This is a genomic window from Pseudomonas sp. stari2 (assembly GCF_040760005.1).
GTDB lineage: Bacteria > Pseudomonadota > Gammaproteobacteria > Pseudomonadales > Pseudomonadaceae > Aquipseudomonas.
The window spans coordinates 2,530,744-2,545,987 of sequence record NZ_CP099760.1 but is presented as its reverse complement, the minus strand read 5'-3'; the positions used below and the strand labels follow the sequence as shown (position 1 = coordinate 2,545,987).

General features: G+C 61.3%; 12 protein-coding genes. 2 read left to right on the top strand and 10 right to left on the bottom strand.

The genetic code is table 11. The features are described from left to right. Positions 1-38 precede the first annotated feature (38 nt). The 8 genes from ycaC to NH234_RS11605 form a co-directional block, all read right to left on the bottom strand. Positions 39-665: an isochorismate family cysteine hydrolase YcaC gene (ycaC, locus tag NH234_RS11640; protein WP_085733252.1), complete on the bottom strand. Its 627-nt coding sequence runs from the start codon at positions 663-665 to the stop codon at positions 39-41. Between the two features lie 66 nt (positions 666-731). Continuing rightward, on the bottom strand, positions 732-2,576 hold the full coding sequence (locus NH234_RS11635; protein ID WP_367256577.1) for an amidohydrolase: 1,845 nt from the start codon (positions 2,574-2,576) through the stop codon (positions 732-734). Between the two features lie 45 nt (positions 2,577-2,621). Beyond that, entirely contained in the window at positions 2,622-3,248 is a 627-nt protein-coding gene (locus tag NH234_RS11630) for an antibiotic biosynthesis monooxygenase (RefSeq protein ID WP_085733254.1), read from the bottom strand. Beyond that, the gene (locus NH234_RS11625) at positions 3,241-3,657 is read right to left on the bottom strand and encodes a DoxX family protein (RefSeq protein ID WP_367256575.1); all 417 of its coding nucleotides are present in this window, start codon (positions 3,655-3,657) and stop codon (positions 3,241-3,243) included. Before NH234_RS11625 ends, NH234_RS11630 begins: the two co-directional genes overlap by 8 nt. Positions 3,658-3,754: 97 nt before the next feature. Continuing rightward, positions 3,755-3,937, bottom strand: a complete 183-nt coding sequence (locus tag NH234_RS11620; RefSeq protein ID WP_085733256.1) for a hypothetical protein — start codon at positions 3,935-3,937, stop codon at positions 3,755-3,757. A gap of 210 nt (positions 3,938-4,147) precedes the next feature. Beyond that, entirely contained in the window at positions 4,148-7,276 is a 3,129-nt protein-coding gene (locus NH234_RS11615; protein ID WP_367256573.1) for an Ig-like domain-containing protein, read from the bottom strand. A 174-nt stretch (positions 7,277-7,450) separates the two neighbouring features. Next, the gene (locus tag NH234_RS11610; protein WP_085732531.1) at positions 7,451-8,374 is read right to left on the bottom strand and encodes a LysR family transcriptional regulator; all 924 of its coding nucleotides are present in this window, start codon (positions 8,372-8,374) and stop codon (positions 7,451-7,453) included. Positions 8,375-8,419: 45 nt separating this feature from the next. Beyond that, the gene (locus tag NH234_RS11605) at positions 8,420-9,403 is read right to left on the bottom strand and encodes an MBL fold metallo-hydrolase (protein ID WP_085732530.1); all 984 of its coding nucleotides are present in this window, start codon (positions 9,401-9,403) and stop codon (positions 8,420-8,422) included. Between the two features lie 244 nt (positions 9,404-9,647). Between NH234_RS11605 and NH234_RS11600 the strand changes: the two genes are divergently transcribed. Further along, positions 9,648-10,049: a helix-turn-helix domain-containing protein gene (locus NH234_RS11600; protein ID WP_085701207.1), complete on the top strand. Its 402-nt coding sequence runs from the start codon at positions 9,648-9,650 to the stop codon at positions 10,047-10,049. A 7-nt stretch (positions 10,050-10,056) separates the two neighbouring features. Here the strand turns inward: NH234_RS11600 and NH234_RS11595 are convergent, their stop codons facing one another. Then, positions 10,057-10,626 carry a flavodoxin family protein gene (locus NH234_RS11595; RefSeq protein WP_085732529.1) on the bottom strand — a complete coding sequence of 190 codons (570 nt, stop codon included), beginning with the start codon at positions 10,624-10,626 and terminating at the stop codon, positions 10,057-10,059. 333 nt (positions 10,627-10,959) lie between these two features. On the opposite strand from NH234_RS11595, the gene NH234_RS11590 reads away from it, so the two are divergent. Beyond that, complete coding sequence (locus NH234_RS11590; protein WP_367256570.1) at positions 10,960-13,743, top strand: winged helix-turn-helix domain-containing protein; 2,784 nt, start codon at positions 10,960-10,962, stop codon at positions 13,741-13,743. On the opposite strand, the gene NH234_RS11585 is transcribed toward NH234_RS11590, so the two are convergent. Next, complete coding sequence (locus NH234_RS11585; RefSeq protein ID WP_367256569.1) at positions 13,708-15,177, bottom strand: winged helix-turn-helix domain-containing protein; 1,470 nt, start codon at positions 15,175-15,177, stop codon at positions 13,708-13,710. The genes NH234_RS11590 and NH234_RS11585 overlap by 36 nt on opposite strands. Positions 15,178-15,244: the final 67 nt, after the last annotated feature.

Below are 15,244 nucleotides of genomic sequence, written 5' to 3'. Positions count from 1 at the left end.
AAATGCCCGCTCTTCAGCGGGCATTTTTCTTCAACCAATTACTTGGCAGTGAACTTGGTGTAGCTGTTGATCAGGTTGCGATAGTTCGGCAGGCGTTCCGACAGCAGATTCGCCAGGCCTTCCATATCGTTGCGCCAGTCACCCTGCAGCTCGCAGGCTACGGCGAACCAGTTCAGCAGGTGCGCACCAGCGGCCGACATACGCGCCCAGGCAGCTTGCTGCACGGTGGTATTGAAAGTGCCGGAAGCATCGGTCACCACAAACACTTCAAAACCTTCAGCGATGGCCGACAGGGTCGGGAACGCCACGCAAACGTCAGTCACCACACCAGCGATGATCAGTTGCTTGCGGCCGGTGGCCTTGATCGCCTTGACGAAGTCTTCGTTGTCCCAGGCATTGATCTGGCCAGGGCGGGCAATGAACGGCGCGTCCGGGAATTGTGCTTTCAGCTCAGGCACGATCGGGCCGTTCGGGCCGCTGTCGAAGCTGGTGGTGAGGATGGTTGGCAGCTTGAAGAACTTGGCGATGTCGCCCAGGGCCAGCACGTTGTTCTTGAACTCGTTCGGCGAGAAATCCTGCACCAGCGAGATCAGGCCGGTCTGGTGGTCGACCAGCAGCACCACGGCGTCGTCTTTGTTCAGGCGTTTGTAAGGAACGTTGCTCATGTGAAACTCCTCGGGGATGGGTGATGCGACAAGCGCCGGCCACGAAGACCGGCGCCGTTTACGGGATCAGAAAGCGAAACAGGAACAACCGAACGCACCCCAGAAACCAGCGAAATCGCTGACCGGCGCATTCGACATCCGGGCTTTTTCATGGCTGTGGGTATGCACCGCGCACGGGCCGCTGCACTGGTGCACCTGGGCCTGCAATGGCGAATTCGGGCGCCAGTGGCCAGAGACTTTGACCACCGGCGACCAGTCCGGCAGCACCGGCAATGCACGTGGGCCGAGGTCTTCGAAGTCGCCAGCGGAATAAACGATCTTGCCGCCGACCACAGTCAGCACCGACTCGATCCACTTGATCGCTTCTTCTTCTACGTGGAAGAAGTCCGCGCTCAGCGCCGCCAGATCCGCCAGTTGACCGACCTTGATCTGGCCCTTGTTGCCCTGCTCGGACGAGAACCAGGCGCTGCCGTGGGTGAACAGTTCCAGCGCGGTGGCGCGTGGCAAACCTTCTTCGTACAGCGCCAGACCACCGACGGTACGACCGCTGACCATCCAGTACAGCGAAGTCCACGGGTTGTAGCTGGACACCCGCGTGGCATCGGTACCCGCGCCGACCGGCACGCCTTCGGCAAGCATGCGTTTGATCGGTGGCGTGGCTTCGGCGGCCTGCTTGCCGTAACGGTCGACGAAGTATTCGCCCTGGAACGCCATGCGATCCTGGATCGCAATACCGCCGCCCAGCGCTTTGACCCGCTCGATGTTCTGCGGAGTGATCGTTTCCGCGTGGTCAAAGAACCACGGCAAGCCGTTGAACGGGATGTCGCGGTTGACCTTCTCGAACACGTCGAGCATGCGGCTGATGGATTCGTTGTAGGTGGCGTGCAGACGGAACGGCCAGCGCTGCTCGACCAGGTGGCGCACCACCGGCTCCAGCTCCTGCTCCATGGTCTGCGGCAGGTCCGGGCGCGGTTCGAGGAAGTCTTCGAAGTCCGCCGCCGAGAACACCAGCATCTCGCCAGCGCCGTTGTGACGCAGGAAGTCATCGCCCTGATGCAACTTGACGCTGCCGGTCCAGTTCTGGAAGTCGGTCAGCTCTTCTTTCGGCTTCTGGGTGAACAGGTTGTAGGCGATGCGCACGGTCAACTGGTCGTCTTTGGCCAGTTGTTCGATCACCTGATAATCGTCCGGGTAGTTCTGGAAACCGCCGCCGGCATCGATGGCGCTGGTCAGGCCGAGGCGATTGAGTTCGCGCATGAACTGGCGGGTCGAGTTGACCTGATATTCCAGCGGCAGCTTCGGCCCCTTGGCCAGCGTCGAGTACAGAATCATCGCGTTCGGTCGTGCCACCAGCATGCCGGTCGGGTTGCCGTTGGCATCACGCACGATTTCGCCGCCCGGCGGGTTCGGCGTATCGCGGGTGTAGCCGGCGACACGCAATGCGGCGCGGTTGAGCAGCGCGCGGTCATACAGGTGCAGGATGAACACCGGGGTGTCCGGCGCTGCCTGGTTGATTTCTTCGAGGGTCGGCATGCGTTTTTCGGCGAACTGGAATTCGTTCCAGCCACCGACCACGCGCACCCATTGCGGGGTTGGCGTGCGGTCAGCCTGATCCTTGAGCATGCGCAGCGCATCGGCCAGCGACGGCACGCCTTCCCAACGCAGTTCGAGGTTGTAGTTCAAACCGCCACGTATCAGGTGTAAGTGCGAGTCGTTGAGGCCGGGAATCACGCAGCGGCCCTTGAGATCGACGACCTGGGTGCCGGCGCCGCGCAGGGCCATGGCTTGCGCATCGTTGCCGACGACGGCGAAGCGGCCGTCCTTGATCGCCACGGCACTGGCGAGGGGTTTTGCGCGGTCTACGGTATGAAATTGGCCATTGAACAGAATCAGATCAGCGTTGGCGTTCATCGCAGTTCCTTCGATATAAGTGAAACGAAACCCAGACCTGCCGGCTCAGCGCGGCGGGTTGGTGTTGGAATCCAGATGTTCATGGAGCTGACTGGCGGTCAGCCACGGCGCGAACAGACGGGTCGCGACCGGCATGCAGACGTAGACCACCGACAGCACGATGGTCAGGGTGATCAGGAACGTGGCGACCACGTAGTTGGACAGGAACGCATTGAGTTGCAGCAGCGGCCCCCAGATCAGCGGCACCAGCAAGGTGTGCGGCAAAATCACGAATAACGTCACCACAGCCTGCTTCCAACGCGGCGGTGGTGAAGCGGCATCGGCCAGTGGTGTGAACCAGAACTCGTTGGCCGCATTGACCTCGGTCTGGTCGCCGTCGGCGAGCATTGGCGCGGCTTCGTCGATCAGCTTCTGACGCTGCGGCGAGTCGAGCCAGCGCTGCATCGCCTCGGTCGAGCAATAACGCAGCACGCAAGTGAACAGCGCGAGCCCGCCCTGCTGGCTGCGCATCACGTCCACGCCCAGGTGCCCTTCTTCGCGCCCCGCCACGCTGACGATATTGCGCAGCCAGGCTTCGTACGGCTGCTCAAAACCGGCCTTGACCCGGTGCTTGACGATCAGCGTCACGGTTTCTTCGGGTCCCGGTTTTTTCAGGGTCTGGGCATCAGGCATAACGGAGTACTCCGGGCAAACGAACATTGAGCGCGAGCCGTCCGGGCCCGGCGATCAGAACAGTGGTGAACAGAATCAACAGCAACCAGCCGAACTGCCCTTCGGCCACACTCCATTGCGGATGCACGAGCAGCAGCGCCACCAGCAGCACAAACAGAATAGGCAAACACGCCAGACGCGCCAGCACCCCGGCGACTATCAGCAGTGGACAGAGGACTTCGGCGAAGATCGCCAGAATCAAAGTGAGGTGGGCACCGAGGTGGAACGGGTCTTCGATCAGTTGCAGCTGCGCGGTGAAGTCCAGCAGCTTGGGCAAGCCGTGGACGAACAGCAGAAACAACCCGCCGGTAACCCGCAGGAACAGCAGGCCGAAGTCTTGCGCCTGGTCATTGCGTTGTGCCGCGTTCATGGGCCCATCCTTGATCAATCATTGCAGGTAATGGTGCAACGATTGATCAAGGGGAAATTGGATGGGTGTGCTCTCTTTGCTCTGGATCGATCAGTGATCAGGCTACAGCGGGCGCTATGAGGTAGCGGGCGTTGGGTTTGAGCAGAGGTTTTCTGGGGAGAAGCGGATTGAGGTAGTGATCGAGCGCGCGTTCGGCGGCTTCGTGGAATTTCTTGGAATCGAGGGTTTCGTAGGGGGAAGTCGAATCGACTTCCGGCGGGTTTGGCGTGGGTTTGATCATGGGTAAAGCCTCTAGAGTAGTGGAGGCGCCACGCTTCGCTGCTAAACGAAAGAGGTGGCGGCCGTACGCGGGTTAGCAGACCAGGACTCTAGAACCCGGCGCACCGAAGTGCCCCACGCAAAGCCGCCATAACGTGAACGGACAGGCGTGAGCCTGATCACGAACGAACGGAGTTGTGCGTCTAGAGTAGATCCGGGCTGCTAAACCCGATCACTGTTTTTCAGCGACCGCCAAACAATAGAACCCGCCCCCAAGGCGCACAAGCCGGCGGATTCTGGCGTACACGTAGGCAATGGCGGACACGATGCCCAGTAGCACATCAACTTTCTGGCCCTTGGCGGCGGCGCCGGTCAGGGTGACGCTGGTTTCGACGGTGGTGCCGCCGTTGGGGATTTCGACATTACTCGGCGAGCCCTTGACCGAGGTGATGGTCGGCGGGGTGGCGGCCGTCACGGTCAACGTGAGCGGGGCTGATGTCTGCCCTGACGCGTACAGCGCCTTTGCAGTGAATGTGTGCAGCGTGAGTGTCCGGCCGCTAAGTGTGTGTTTCCAGATGCCAGTGACGGGATCGGCTGTTGGCTGGCCATCGGGTGTGGGGCCATCGAATATCTGGACTTTCTGACCTGGGGCTGACGTGCCGATCAGTGTTACGGCGGGGTCGACGGTAAAACCACCAGGCAGGATTTCGACGCCTTTGGAGTCTTCTGCTCGGGTGATCACCGGTTTTACATCCGCGATAGCCTTGATCGTGTAGGTTCGCAGCGGAAAGGACACTGCTTCGACTTCAATCTGACTTCCCCCCAACGCGGCTTTGAATTCGATGGAAAACGATGAGCCATCCTTCAGATTTTTTAATTCGTTCAAAATCGTAGCAGAGACGCCAGAGTCGTAATAATCATTAGTTATCCAACCGCTATTGGTTACGGGCCCCGGTTGGGCCCAGAAAGCTTTGTCATAGGGGGTGTTGTCGTTGAGTGTCCCCTTGAATCGCAGCCATACCCATTGTTTCAGGGCAATCAACGGCCAGCCAAGGGCGCGTAATGTTGCTGACGACTTGATCGCTTCCAGATCCAGTTCCAGCCCATCACCGTTATTGGCCGCCTGAAGAATCTTTGGCACGTTGGAAAGATCCAGCACCAGCGACTGTACCGCCAGGGAACGAATATCCGAAGGCAATGGTGGCGCATTCCCGCGTTCGACCGTGTAGCTGACCGTCACCGCTTTGTTCAGGTTGAAAGCCACCACGCTATTGGTCAGTGCAATTTCCTGCGGCCCGAGCACGGTGACGGTTTTTTCCGGCGCCGTGTGTGAGCCCCCAGCCGGCGTACCCGACGCACCGGTGAATCTGGCACTGATTTTGTCGCCGAGCACCATGCCGACGTAATCCACGATAGCGGTCAGGGTATCTTTCGCAGCATTGGGCACCAGACTGGTGTCGTTCGGCGCTTCCTTGATTTTCGGGGCTTTCAGCTCCAGCGCCACCCCCACACTGAACGCCTTCACATCGGAATAACTCGTAGGCCGCCCATCCGCCCATTTGATTGAATAGGACGCCTCGACCGTTCCGCCTTCATTACCCTTGATCAGCTCAGCCTTGATGGTGAACGGTATCGGTTGGCCGGCGGTAAACGAGGACAGCTTGACCGAGTCGCTGTCCGGCCCGGTTTTCGAGCCATTCCAGAAGTAGGTCACCTCGTCATCCTTGACCGTGTTCAGGTATTCCACAGTCAGCGTGGTGCCGGCCGTATCCGCCGGCAGTACGCCGTCCACCACGCCGTCCACTTTCGGCTCTGGCAGCTCTTGCCTCGGTTCGCCGACGTTCAGGCTCTCGGCGTGGATCGACTCGCGGATGGCGTGGGTGGCGTTGACGCGGTTCATCGTCCCCAGCACCGCATCCTCGATCAGTAACTGGTAATACGGCTCCAGTTTGCCACCTTCGATCTGTTTGAGATGAAGGCCTGGGACGTTGATCAGCAAGGGCGCACCGGCCGTGATATCGCCTTGGGTAATCGGGCGTAGCGGCAGGTCGGGCAAATAGGTGCTCAGGTCAGGCCGGGTGCCGAGCCAGAACAGCTTGATCGCCTGGCCGGCAGCAAAGGACTTGTCAAATGGAATCTGGATGCGGGCCTGTGCCAGTTCCGGATCAAGGGCGCCCTGTGCCGCGTCGAGGGCGACCGGGGCCAGTAATCGTTTAACCTCGCCAATGACATTGATGAACTGGGTCTTCGACAACAGATCGGCGGAACCATCGGCTTTTTTCAGGCGAAAGGACAAGGCGATCTGGGTCTTGGCCAGTTGCCGCAGCGCGGTATTGGGAATTTTGATTTCGGGGATGCTCGGCACACTGGCCAGCGGCTCACCGGTGATTTCGATGTTGATCGGTGCCCCTTCATCCGGTGTGCCCCTGAGTCGGACGATGGGGATGTCACCGACCTTGAACTTGTTGCTGTCCATGGCAATGATCTGCGCCGTGCCATCGGTATCCCCCAGTTTGTCGGCGTCCAGCACATTGTTCAGCGCTTCCTTGCAGATTGGTGCGTTTAATCTGTCGGCGTCGACCGCGACCACCACACGCTGCTCATGACTCCAGTCTTCGGAGCGGTTGTCGACCATGTCGTAGAGCTCAAAGGCCACGGCGAGACCGGAATCTCCGGAGTCACCCGCCTCGCGAATGGTTGCCTCGGTAATGTGCACGACAAGCGGCACTGTGCCGTCGGCCTCAGCCTGAGTCAGCGGTCCGTAGAGCACGAAAACCCCGCCCCAGCTCACCTGGACCCAGTCACCGACCGCTGCGTCGGGATAGGGTTTTGGCCCGTCGTCGGAGGGGCCGATCGTGATCGGCACGCCAGCGGCGATGTTGTCCTTGTCGATGCCGCCCTCGAGAATCTCCTTGGGGACGGTCATTTTCAGTTTCGAGTGGCCCGGGCCTTCGTCGCTGTCATGGCCGCCGGGGCGGGTGAGTTTGACCCGCACCTGCATCACCTCGGAAGGCTCGGCCGTTCCGCCCTGTCGGGTGACGGCGTAGGACAGGGTGGACGAGCCATCACTGAAGCGCGCGGCGGGCACAAACATCGCCAGCGTGGTGTCGACTTCGTGTGCGTCAACGGTTTTGTTAAGTACTGCCTGACCACCCAATGAAATCACCAACTTGTCGCCCCGGCTCATGACCCCCCACGCCCCGGCGCGACACAGCAAACCCTGTTTGGGGAAGTTGTCCTGCACGGCCGCCTTATTGAGCCCCCAGACATCCGGCGCTTGCGACACGGGACCGGTGCGACCGGGAACGTCGAGCTCCTTGAGTACCAGCGGTGAGGAACCAGCGGGATTGTTGACAGTCATCGCGCGAACTCCGATCAAATGGCAGGACGATGGAGGCATTGAACGGCGCTGTAGCGGGGTTGGCTACTGTCAGAAATTACAGGTGCGTGTGGGTTTAAGACAAACGGCCCAACAACGCTATATGGCACCGATAAAAAAACGATCCGCTGGCCGTTTTCTTTGTAACCGGAGCAACTAGATCGCCGGAATATCCAGCGACGCCGACATGAATTGACTGATCCGTGAACGCAGCCATTTCTCTGCCGGATCGTTGTCATGCACCCCGCTCCACGCCATCGACAGTTGCGCCGCATCAATCGGAAACGGTGGATCTTCAGCCCGCAACGCACAACCCTCAACCAACGCACACGCCGCGTAATCCGGCACGGTCGCGATCATCTCGGTGCCGGCCAGCAGCGCGCGCAAACCGCTGAATTGCGGCACGCCGAGCACCACACGACGGCTGCGACCGACCTTGGCCAGGTCCACGTCGATGTTGCCGCTCAAATCCCCCGAGAACGACACCATCGCATGAGGCCGCTCGCAATATTCGTCGAGGGTCAGCGGGCCCGGGCGGTTATCGCCGCGCAGGACCTTGCAGGGAATGTCGCGCAGTTTCTTGCGCTTGGCGTTGGCCGGCAGATCGGTGGTGTAACTCACGCCCACGGAGATTTCCCCGGACGCCAACAACGTCGGCATCAGTAGATAGTTGGCGCGGCGCACCACGACCACGATCCCCGGCGCCTCTTCCTGCAACTGGCGCAGCAATGGCGGGAACAGTCCGAACTCGGCGTCATCCGACAGACCGATGCGGAACACATCACAACTGGTCACCGGATCGAATTCCTTGGCCCGGCTGACCGCGCCGGAAATCACGTCCATCGCCGGTTGCAGCTCCTGAAGAATCGCCAGCGCCCGCGCTGTCGGCTCCATGCCGCGACCGTTGCGCAGCAGCAGCGGATCGTCGAACAGATCGCGCAAGCGGCCCAGCGCCGCGCTCACCGCCGGCTGGCCCATGAACAGTTTTTCGGCGACGCGGGTCAGGTTCTTTTCGAACATCAGCGCTTCGAAAATCACCAGCAGGTTCATGTCGACGCGGCGCAGATCGTTTCGGTTCATGGGGCACGTTTTCCTTGTTTGAGCCTGACGTGAAAGGTGGGCACTTTACTCGATCAGCGGCACTTTGGCCGCGCGTTTGTAGGGGCCGTATTCGACCGGTACCCACTGGAAGTGCTTGTCAACCGCCGTGATGTGGCCGATACCCGGAAACGGCAAATGCGCGGCCGTTACCCAGGTTTTGCTCGCGGCCGCTGCGCTGAACACTGCATGACGGCTTTTGATCGCTTGCTGATTGTTGACGTCAAAACTGATCGACACTTCGGGATGATCGAACTGCACCGCGAGGTTGTGCACCAGGTCGCCCATGAACACGATGCTCTGGTTCTGCGAAGTGAAGCGATAGGTGGTGCTGCCCGGCGTGTGCCCGGCTTCCAGTGTAGCTTCGACCACACCCGGCAAAGGCGACTGCCCCTCTGCGAATGTCTTGAAGCGTCCGGCCGCCACGTAAGGCGCGGTGGAGTCCTGAGCGATCTTGAAGAATTCCCGGGCGCCGGCCGGCACCTTGGCCATTGCCTGCGGATCAAGCCAGTAATCGGCTTCAGCCTTGGCGGCGTAGACCGTAGCGTTGGCGAAGATCGGCTGTTGCTGGCCGTCGACCAATCCACAAACGTGATCCAGGTGCAGATGGGTCAGCAGAATCGTATCGACCTGTTCAGGCTTGTATCCGGCGGCCTGCATGTTTGCCGAGAGCTGACCGGCGGTGGCGCCGATGCACTGCCCCGCACCGGTATCGACCAGAATCAGTTGCTTGCCGGTATTGACCAGAAACGCATTGAACGCGGTCTGCACACCCGGCGTTTCAATCGAGCGACGGGCCAGCAGTGCACGGATCTGACTCTGGCTCATGCCCTGCAACAGTTTCGGCGACAGATCGTTGTAGCCGTCGAATAACGCGGTGACTTCGTAATCGCCCAGTGCCAGACGGAAATAACCGGGTGCCTGAGTACCGATCTGTGGCGCTTGCGCCATGGCACTGCTCATCACACCGGCAAGCGCCAGACCAGTCACTGCGCTGAATAATCCTTTCATGCGTATCCCCTTGGTCGAGCCCGAAACTGCGGCCCCCAATGGCCCGCCTATCCTCGCCATCCTGCCCGCCCTGCGCCGCGAGGACTTGCAGCGGTGTGCTGTGTTCAGGTTCCGCCAGCGTAATTAACAACGTTTAACTCGTCAGCCCTCGCCTCTCGCCGAACAATGAAACCCTCTGCGCAACGTTGTTTTTTGAACCAAGGGAAAGCCTGACAGTGCATTCCCCCCAACACGGACCCTGGCCATGGCTCATTCACAACAAACCGTCGCCCTCGCTCCTGCCATCGAACCACGCAGAACCGGTACGGGCGGCCTCAGCCCGCAGCGCGAGCGGCTGGTGAAGCAGTTGATCCTCGAACGCCTGGGCGACAGCCTTGAGGTCACCGAACTGGCGAGCGCCTGCTCACTCTCACGCAGCCATTTTTCCCGGGCGTTCAAGTGCAGCACCGGGTACTCGCCGCAAGACTGGATTCGTACCCAGCGCATTGCCAGGGCCAAGTTGTTGATCCAGCACACCAACCACAGCCTCACGCAAATCAGCCTGGAATGCGGCTTCTGCGATCAGGCGCACTTCTGCCACATCTTCACCCGCAGCGAAGGGATCAATCCGTTTGCGTGGCGGTGTCAGGTCATGAAAAACCGCTGAGGCGGTTTCAGTCCCGAGCCATCCGCTGAGCCAGTCGCGCCACCCGCTCGCCCAGGTGAGCGGCGGTGTGTTGGTCTTCCAGAGGAGGTACCTGCTCGGGCGGTTGTTCGACGCAGGATTGGGACATCGCCCCGAGGGAGCTGCCGAGGCGATTCAACTGGCCGTCGAACACACCTTCGCACGCACGCGCCGGCAGCAGATCGAGTCCGACCCAGATCATCGAATGCTGGGCGGCGAACACTGCCATTTGCAGCAAGGTATTGAGTTTGTCGCCGCACAGACTGCCGGAATTGGTGAAGCCCGCCGCGAGCTTGTCGCGCCATGGCCGAGCGAGATAGAACGAGGCCGTGGCCTCCATGAATTGCTTGAACGCGGCCGAGGCGCTGCCCATGTAAGTCGGCGCGCCGAAGATGATGGCGTCGGCGCGGTGCAGGTCATCCCAGTGGGCTTCGACGTCTTCCACCGCCAGCAACAGGCAGGTGCTGCCCACATGGCGCTCCACACCCTGGGCCACCGCCTGCGCAATGACGCGGGTGTGCCCGTAGCCACTGTGATAGACCACCACTACTTTGCTCATCGCAGCGTCCTCCGGACGTATGCATTCCATTGCCCCGAAGTTTTGGCTTTGACGCGGGCGCGGACGAGTTAATCGTTGTTAATTTTTCCCGGCTGTCGGGTGAGCGGACACAGGTTCTGCCCTTTAAATACAGTAGTGACTGCGCTGGATGCCGAGCGATGCCCGAACGTATGGCCTCTCGCGCACGTTGCACTGGCGGCAAATCCTGAGGAATATGCCGGGATACAGCGGATCAGACGGCTTGCGTGACCTTCGAGTCGCTCTGCGCCCTGCCCGTCACGGATTCTTCACCCCGACGGATCAGGATCAAAAAAACGTCGAAGGAGTGAGCGGTTGAGTCTTTCCCCGAATCAGGCCATCGGTTTCGGCCCCTATCGGATCCACCCTGGCCAGCGGCTGGTGCTTGAAGGCGACCAGCCTTTGCGCCTGGGCCGGCGCGCCATGGACATTCTGCTGATCCTGCTGGCCAACGCCGGCGAGGTGGTGAGCAAGCAGCAACTGATCGCTGGGGTATGGCCGGACAGTGTGGTGGAAGACATCAATCTGCGGGTGCACATGGCGGCCCTGCGCAAGGCCCTCGGCGACGGTCAGGCCGGCCAGCGCTACATCGTCACGGTGGCGCAGCGCGGCTACAGTTTCGTCGCGCCGGTCGTGCTGCAATCGATTGAACAACGCCCCGCCGCCAACCTCGGCCAGCATAACCTGCCACTGCGTCGCACACGGATGATCGGTCGCCAGTCGGTGGTCGACAGCCTGATGACCCAACTGCCGCGCCAGCGCTGCATCACCCTGGTCGGCCCCGGTGGCATCGGCAAAACTACCGTGGCCCTGCGGGTCGCCGAGCAACTGATCGGCCATTATCGCAACGGTATTCGTCTGCTGGATCTGGCACCGCTAGATGACCCTGATTCGATCTGCTCGCACCTCGCCGCCCTGTTGGATCTTTCGCTGCACGACAGTGAACCGATGGCGTGCCTGATCAACAGCCTGCGCGAGCGGCAGATGCTGCTGGTGATCGACAACTGCGAGCATTTGATCGATGCCGTGGCATTGCTCAGTGAAAGCATTCTGCGCGGCGCGCCGCAGGTGCATATTCTGGCCACCAGCCGCGAAAGCCTGCGAGCTGAGGGCGAGTATGTGCAGCGTCTGGAATCTCTTGATTGTCCACCGCCGATTGCGGTGCTCGAACGTGATCAGGCGATGGGGTTTTCTGCGCTGCAACTGTTCGTCGAACGGGCGATGGCGGCCCACGAACATTTTGAGCCGGGCAACGCTGATCTGCCCTCGATCATCGAAATCTGCCGCCGACTGGATGGCATCCCGCTGGCACTGGAACTGGCCGCCGCGCAGGTGGCGGGTCTTGGGCTGGACGGTTTGCTGAGTCAACTTCAGGGGCGGTTGCCGGCAGGCAATCAGACGCGTCTCGGCAGGCACGAAACGCTGCGCGCTACGCTGGACTGGAGCTTCAATCTGCTCAACGCCTGCGAACAGACCGGCCTGCGCCGATTGGGTGTGTTCCGTGGCGCGTTCACGCTGGAATCTGCGGCGGCGGTCATTGTCGGTCAGCACATCGAGCCGAACGAAGTGTTCGCCTCGATCACGCAACTGGTGGCCAAGTCGCTGCTCACCGTAGAGGTCGGTGATGAAGAGGTGTTCTATCGCCTGCTCGACACCACCCGCCGCTATGCACTGGAAAAACTCGATCAGGCTGCCGAACTCGGCGAAACCCGCGAACGCCATGCCGAACGCAGCCTGGCGCTGATGCACCAGGCCCAGGCCGACTGGGAGAACACCGCGACTGAAGTCTGGATCGAGCGCTACGCCCGTAGCCTCGAAGACCTGCGCGCGGCGCTGGACTGGACGCTGAATGACGAAGGCTCGCGCCCTCTCGGCGTTCGACTGACGGCGACCTCGGCGCCGTTGTGGCAAGAGTTGTCTCTGCTAAAGGAATACGGCGTTCACGTGCGGCGGGCACTCGCATTGCTGGCGTCATCCGACGAGCCCTGCCCGCGACTGGAAATCGCCTTGAAACTGGCCCTCGGCAGCGCCTGCTATCACACCTGGGGCGGCACACCGGAAACCATCGAAGCCTTCGTCAGCGCCCGTCTGCTGGCGCAACGGCACGACGACATGGCCGGGCAATTGCGCGCCATATCCGGGCACATGGCGGTCAATCTCAGTTGCGGGCATTACCAGATGGCGCTGGAGCAGAGCGAGCAATTCGAAAGCCTCGGCGTGCAGGGCGATGCGCAGTTGTCCTTGAGTACCCACCGCTTGCGAGTGCTCGCGCTGCATTACGCCGGCGATCAGCATCAGGCGCGGATCCACGCCGAACAAGTGATCCAGCGCATGGCCCACAGCGGCCACCTCAACCGCTTCACGCACGGTTTCGGCGTGCAATACGATCAGAGCGTCGCCTCGCTGACCGTCCTCGCCCGGGTGCTGTGGCTGCAGGGTTTTCCCGAGCAGGCCTGGCGCACGGCGCGGCAGGCGCTGGACATCGCGGTGCAGATCAACCACGGCACCTCGATCTGCTACACCCTGGCACTCGCCTCGTGCCTGATCGCCTACTACAACGGCGATGTGCAGAACGCTCGCGCGCTGCTGCAACTGCTGCTCGAACAGGCGCAGAAACATTCGGTGCTGCTGTTCTACACCTGGGCGCGGCATTACGCGCAGGTGATCGACGCCGACAAGGCTCCCGCCATCCCGCCCGCCGATAGCGGTCTGGTCAGGGAGATCATGGTCACGCTGGATCCGGTTTTCGTTGATGATGCTTTGCTCGAACGAGCACAAAGCGGCGCGGCCGGCTGGAGCACTGCGGAGATTTTGCGGGCCCGCGCCGAGCGATTGCTGGCGACTGAATCGCCCTGCCATCACACGGTCGAAAGCGCCTTGCAGCAATCCCTTGAGATCGCCCGGACACAAGGCGCACTGGCTTGGGAACTGCGCAGCGCAACGTCGCTGGCTCAATTGTGGCAGCGCCAGTCGCGTTTCCGTGAAGCACTCGAATTGCTGACACCGATCTACCAGCGCTTCACCGAAGGCTATGCCACCCCCGATTTGCGCAAAGTGCGTTTACTACTCGACGAATTGGGCGGTCAGTCGGCTGCGTGAGGCTGGCCGTGTGCGGCCCAGGTAACGCGCGTGCCGACGCTCGACATCGTTCAGTTCGCCGCCCTGCTCGAGTTGCTCGCGGGCATACCGGCGCGTGGTGTTGAGCATTCGATAGCGCAGTGTTCCGCTAGATCGATCAATTGCCAGCAGCGACTTGGCCGCCAACTGTTCAACCACAGCCACCAGCGTCGAGGGTGGTAATTGCGCACAACTGATCACGCCGATGGCGGCGTCCAGGGTGAATGCCATCTTGAACACCGATAACCTTTGCAGCACACGTTTTTCCTGCTCGCTCAAGCGCTGATAGCTCCAGTCCAGCGCAGCTTTCATCGACTGATGGCGTGGCACAGCGGTACGGCGTCCATGGCTCAGGACTTGCAGACCCTGATCCAGTTGCGTCTGAAGGCCGACCAGCGCCAGCGCATCGATCTGCGCCGCTGCCAGTTCGATCGCCAGCGGCAGGCCGTCGAGGCGTCGACAGATATCGCGCACCGTTTCCAGATCCTGCTCACGCAGACCAAACCCGTGTTGACGCGCACGGGCACGACTGACAAACAGCTGCACCGCCGAATAGCCCATGACCTCATCGACGCTGTTAAGCGCCGTGGCTTTGGGAAGGGTCAGGGACGGCAGTGGTTGCAATACTTCCCGACCGAGGCGCAATGGTTCGCGGCTGGTGGCAAGAATCGACAGACGGGGGGCAACGTCGAGCAGCGTTTCCAGCAGGCTCCGGCAGGCTTCGTGCAGGTGTTCGCAGTTGTCCAGCACCAGCAAGGCGTGGCGCGCGGCCAATGTGGGGAAGTCGATGTCGAGGGTTTTCAGCAGGTGATCGAGGAGCGGAATGTCTTCATCGATCAGCGATAGATCGACCTGCCAAACGCCGTCACGAAAATGTTGCAGCAGCAGTTCCGCTGCGCGCAGCGCCACGGTGCTTTTGCCGACGCCGGCAGGTCCCGTCACCGTCAGGAGCCGGGACAACGGCAGTTGCCGGACCAGACCGCCGACCAGTGAGTCGCGCCCGGTGACCGGCGTAAGCCGTGCGGGCAAGTTATGCTGGGGCGCTTGCAGGCTTTCGAAAACCACCTGAGCGACGCTGTCGCCCTGCACCGGTGCCACGAAGCTGTACCCGCATTGCGGCACATTGACAATGTAGCGCTGACCGTTCTCGCCGTCGCCGAGAGCCCTACGCAACGCGGCGATGTGCACACGCAGGTTGATCTCCTCGACCACCGAGGTCGGCCACACCAGAGCAATCAATTGCTCTTTGCTGACCACCCGCCCGGCGCGCTCGACCAGCACCTGCAGGATATCCAGCGCACGACCGCCCATGCGCAATTGCCGATCCCCTTCGAGGATCAGCCGTTGGCGCAAATGGAACGCGTACGGGCCGAAACGCAGGACCGACGCCGAGTTCAATTGGTTGAGGCTGTTCATGTCCGTTATCTTCGCAGGCCTCGATGACGGTACAACCGTCACACGGGGCGCAGCACGGACATCCGGG

Coding starts and splice junctions, on each gene's coding strand:
- ycaC (WP_085733252.1), bottom strand. CDS start 665: ATGAGCAACGTTCCTTACAAACGCCTGAACAAAGACGACGCCGTGGTG.
- NH234_RS11635 (WP_367256577.1), bottom strand. CDS start 2,576: ATGAACGCCAACGCTGATCTGATTCTGTTCAATGGCCAATTTCATACC.
- NH234_RS11630 (WP_085733254.1), bottom strand. CDS start 3,248: ATGCCTGATGCCCAGACCCTGAAAAAACCGGGACCCGAAGAAACCGTG.
- NH234_RS11625 (WP_367256575.1), bottom strand. CDS start 3,657: ATGAACGCGGCACAACGCAATGACCAGGCGCAAGACTTCGGCCTGCTG.
- NH234_RS11620 (WP_085733256.1), bottom strand. CDS start 3,937: ATGATCAAACCCACGCCAAACCCGCCGGAAGTCGATTCGACTTCCCCC.
- NH234_RS11615 (WP_367256573.1), bottom strand. CDS start 7,276: ATGACTGTCAACAATCCCGCTGGTTCCTCACCGCTGGTACTCAAGGAG.
- NH234_RS11610 (WP_085732531.1), bottom strand. CDS start 8,374: ATGAACCGAAACGATCTGCGCCGCGTCGACATGAACCTGCTGGTGATT.
- NH234_RS11605 (WP_085732530.1), bottom strand. CDS start 9,403: ATGAAAGGATTATTCAGCGCAGTGACTGGTCTGGCGCTTGCCGGTGTG.
- NH234_RS11600 (WP_085701207.1), top strand. CDS start 9,648: ATGGCTCATTCACAACAAACCGTCGCCCTCGCTCCTGCCATCGAACCA.
- NH234_RS11595 (WP_085732529.1), bottom strand. CDS start 10,626: ATGAGCAAAGTAGTGGTGGTCTATCACAGTGGCTACGGGCACACCCGC.
- NH234_RS11585 (WP_367256569.1), bottom strand. CDS start 15,177: ATGAACAGCCTCAACCAATTGAACTCGGCGTCGGTCCTGCGTTTCGGC.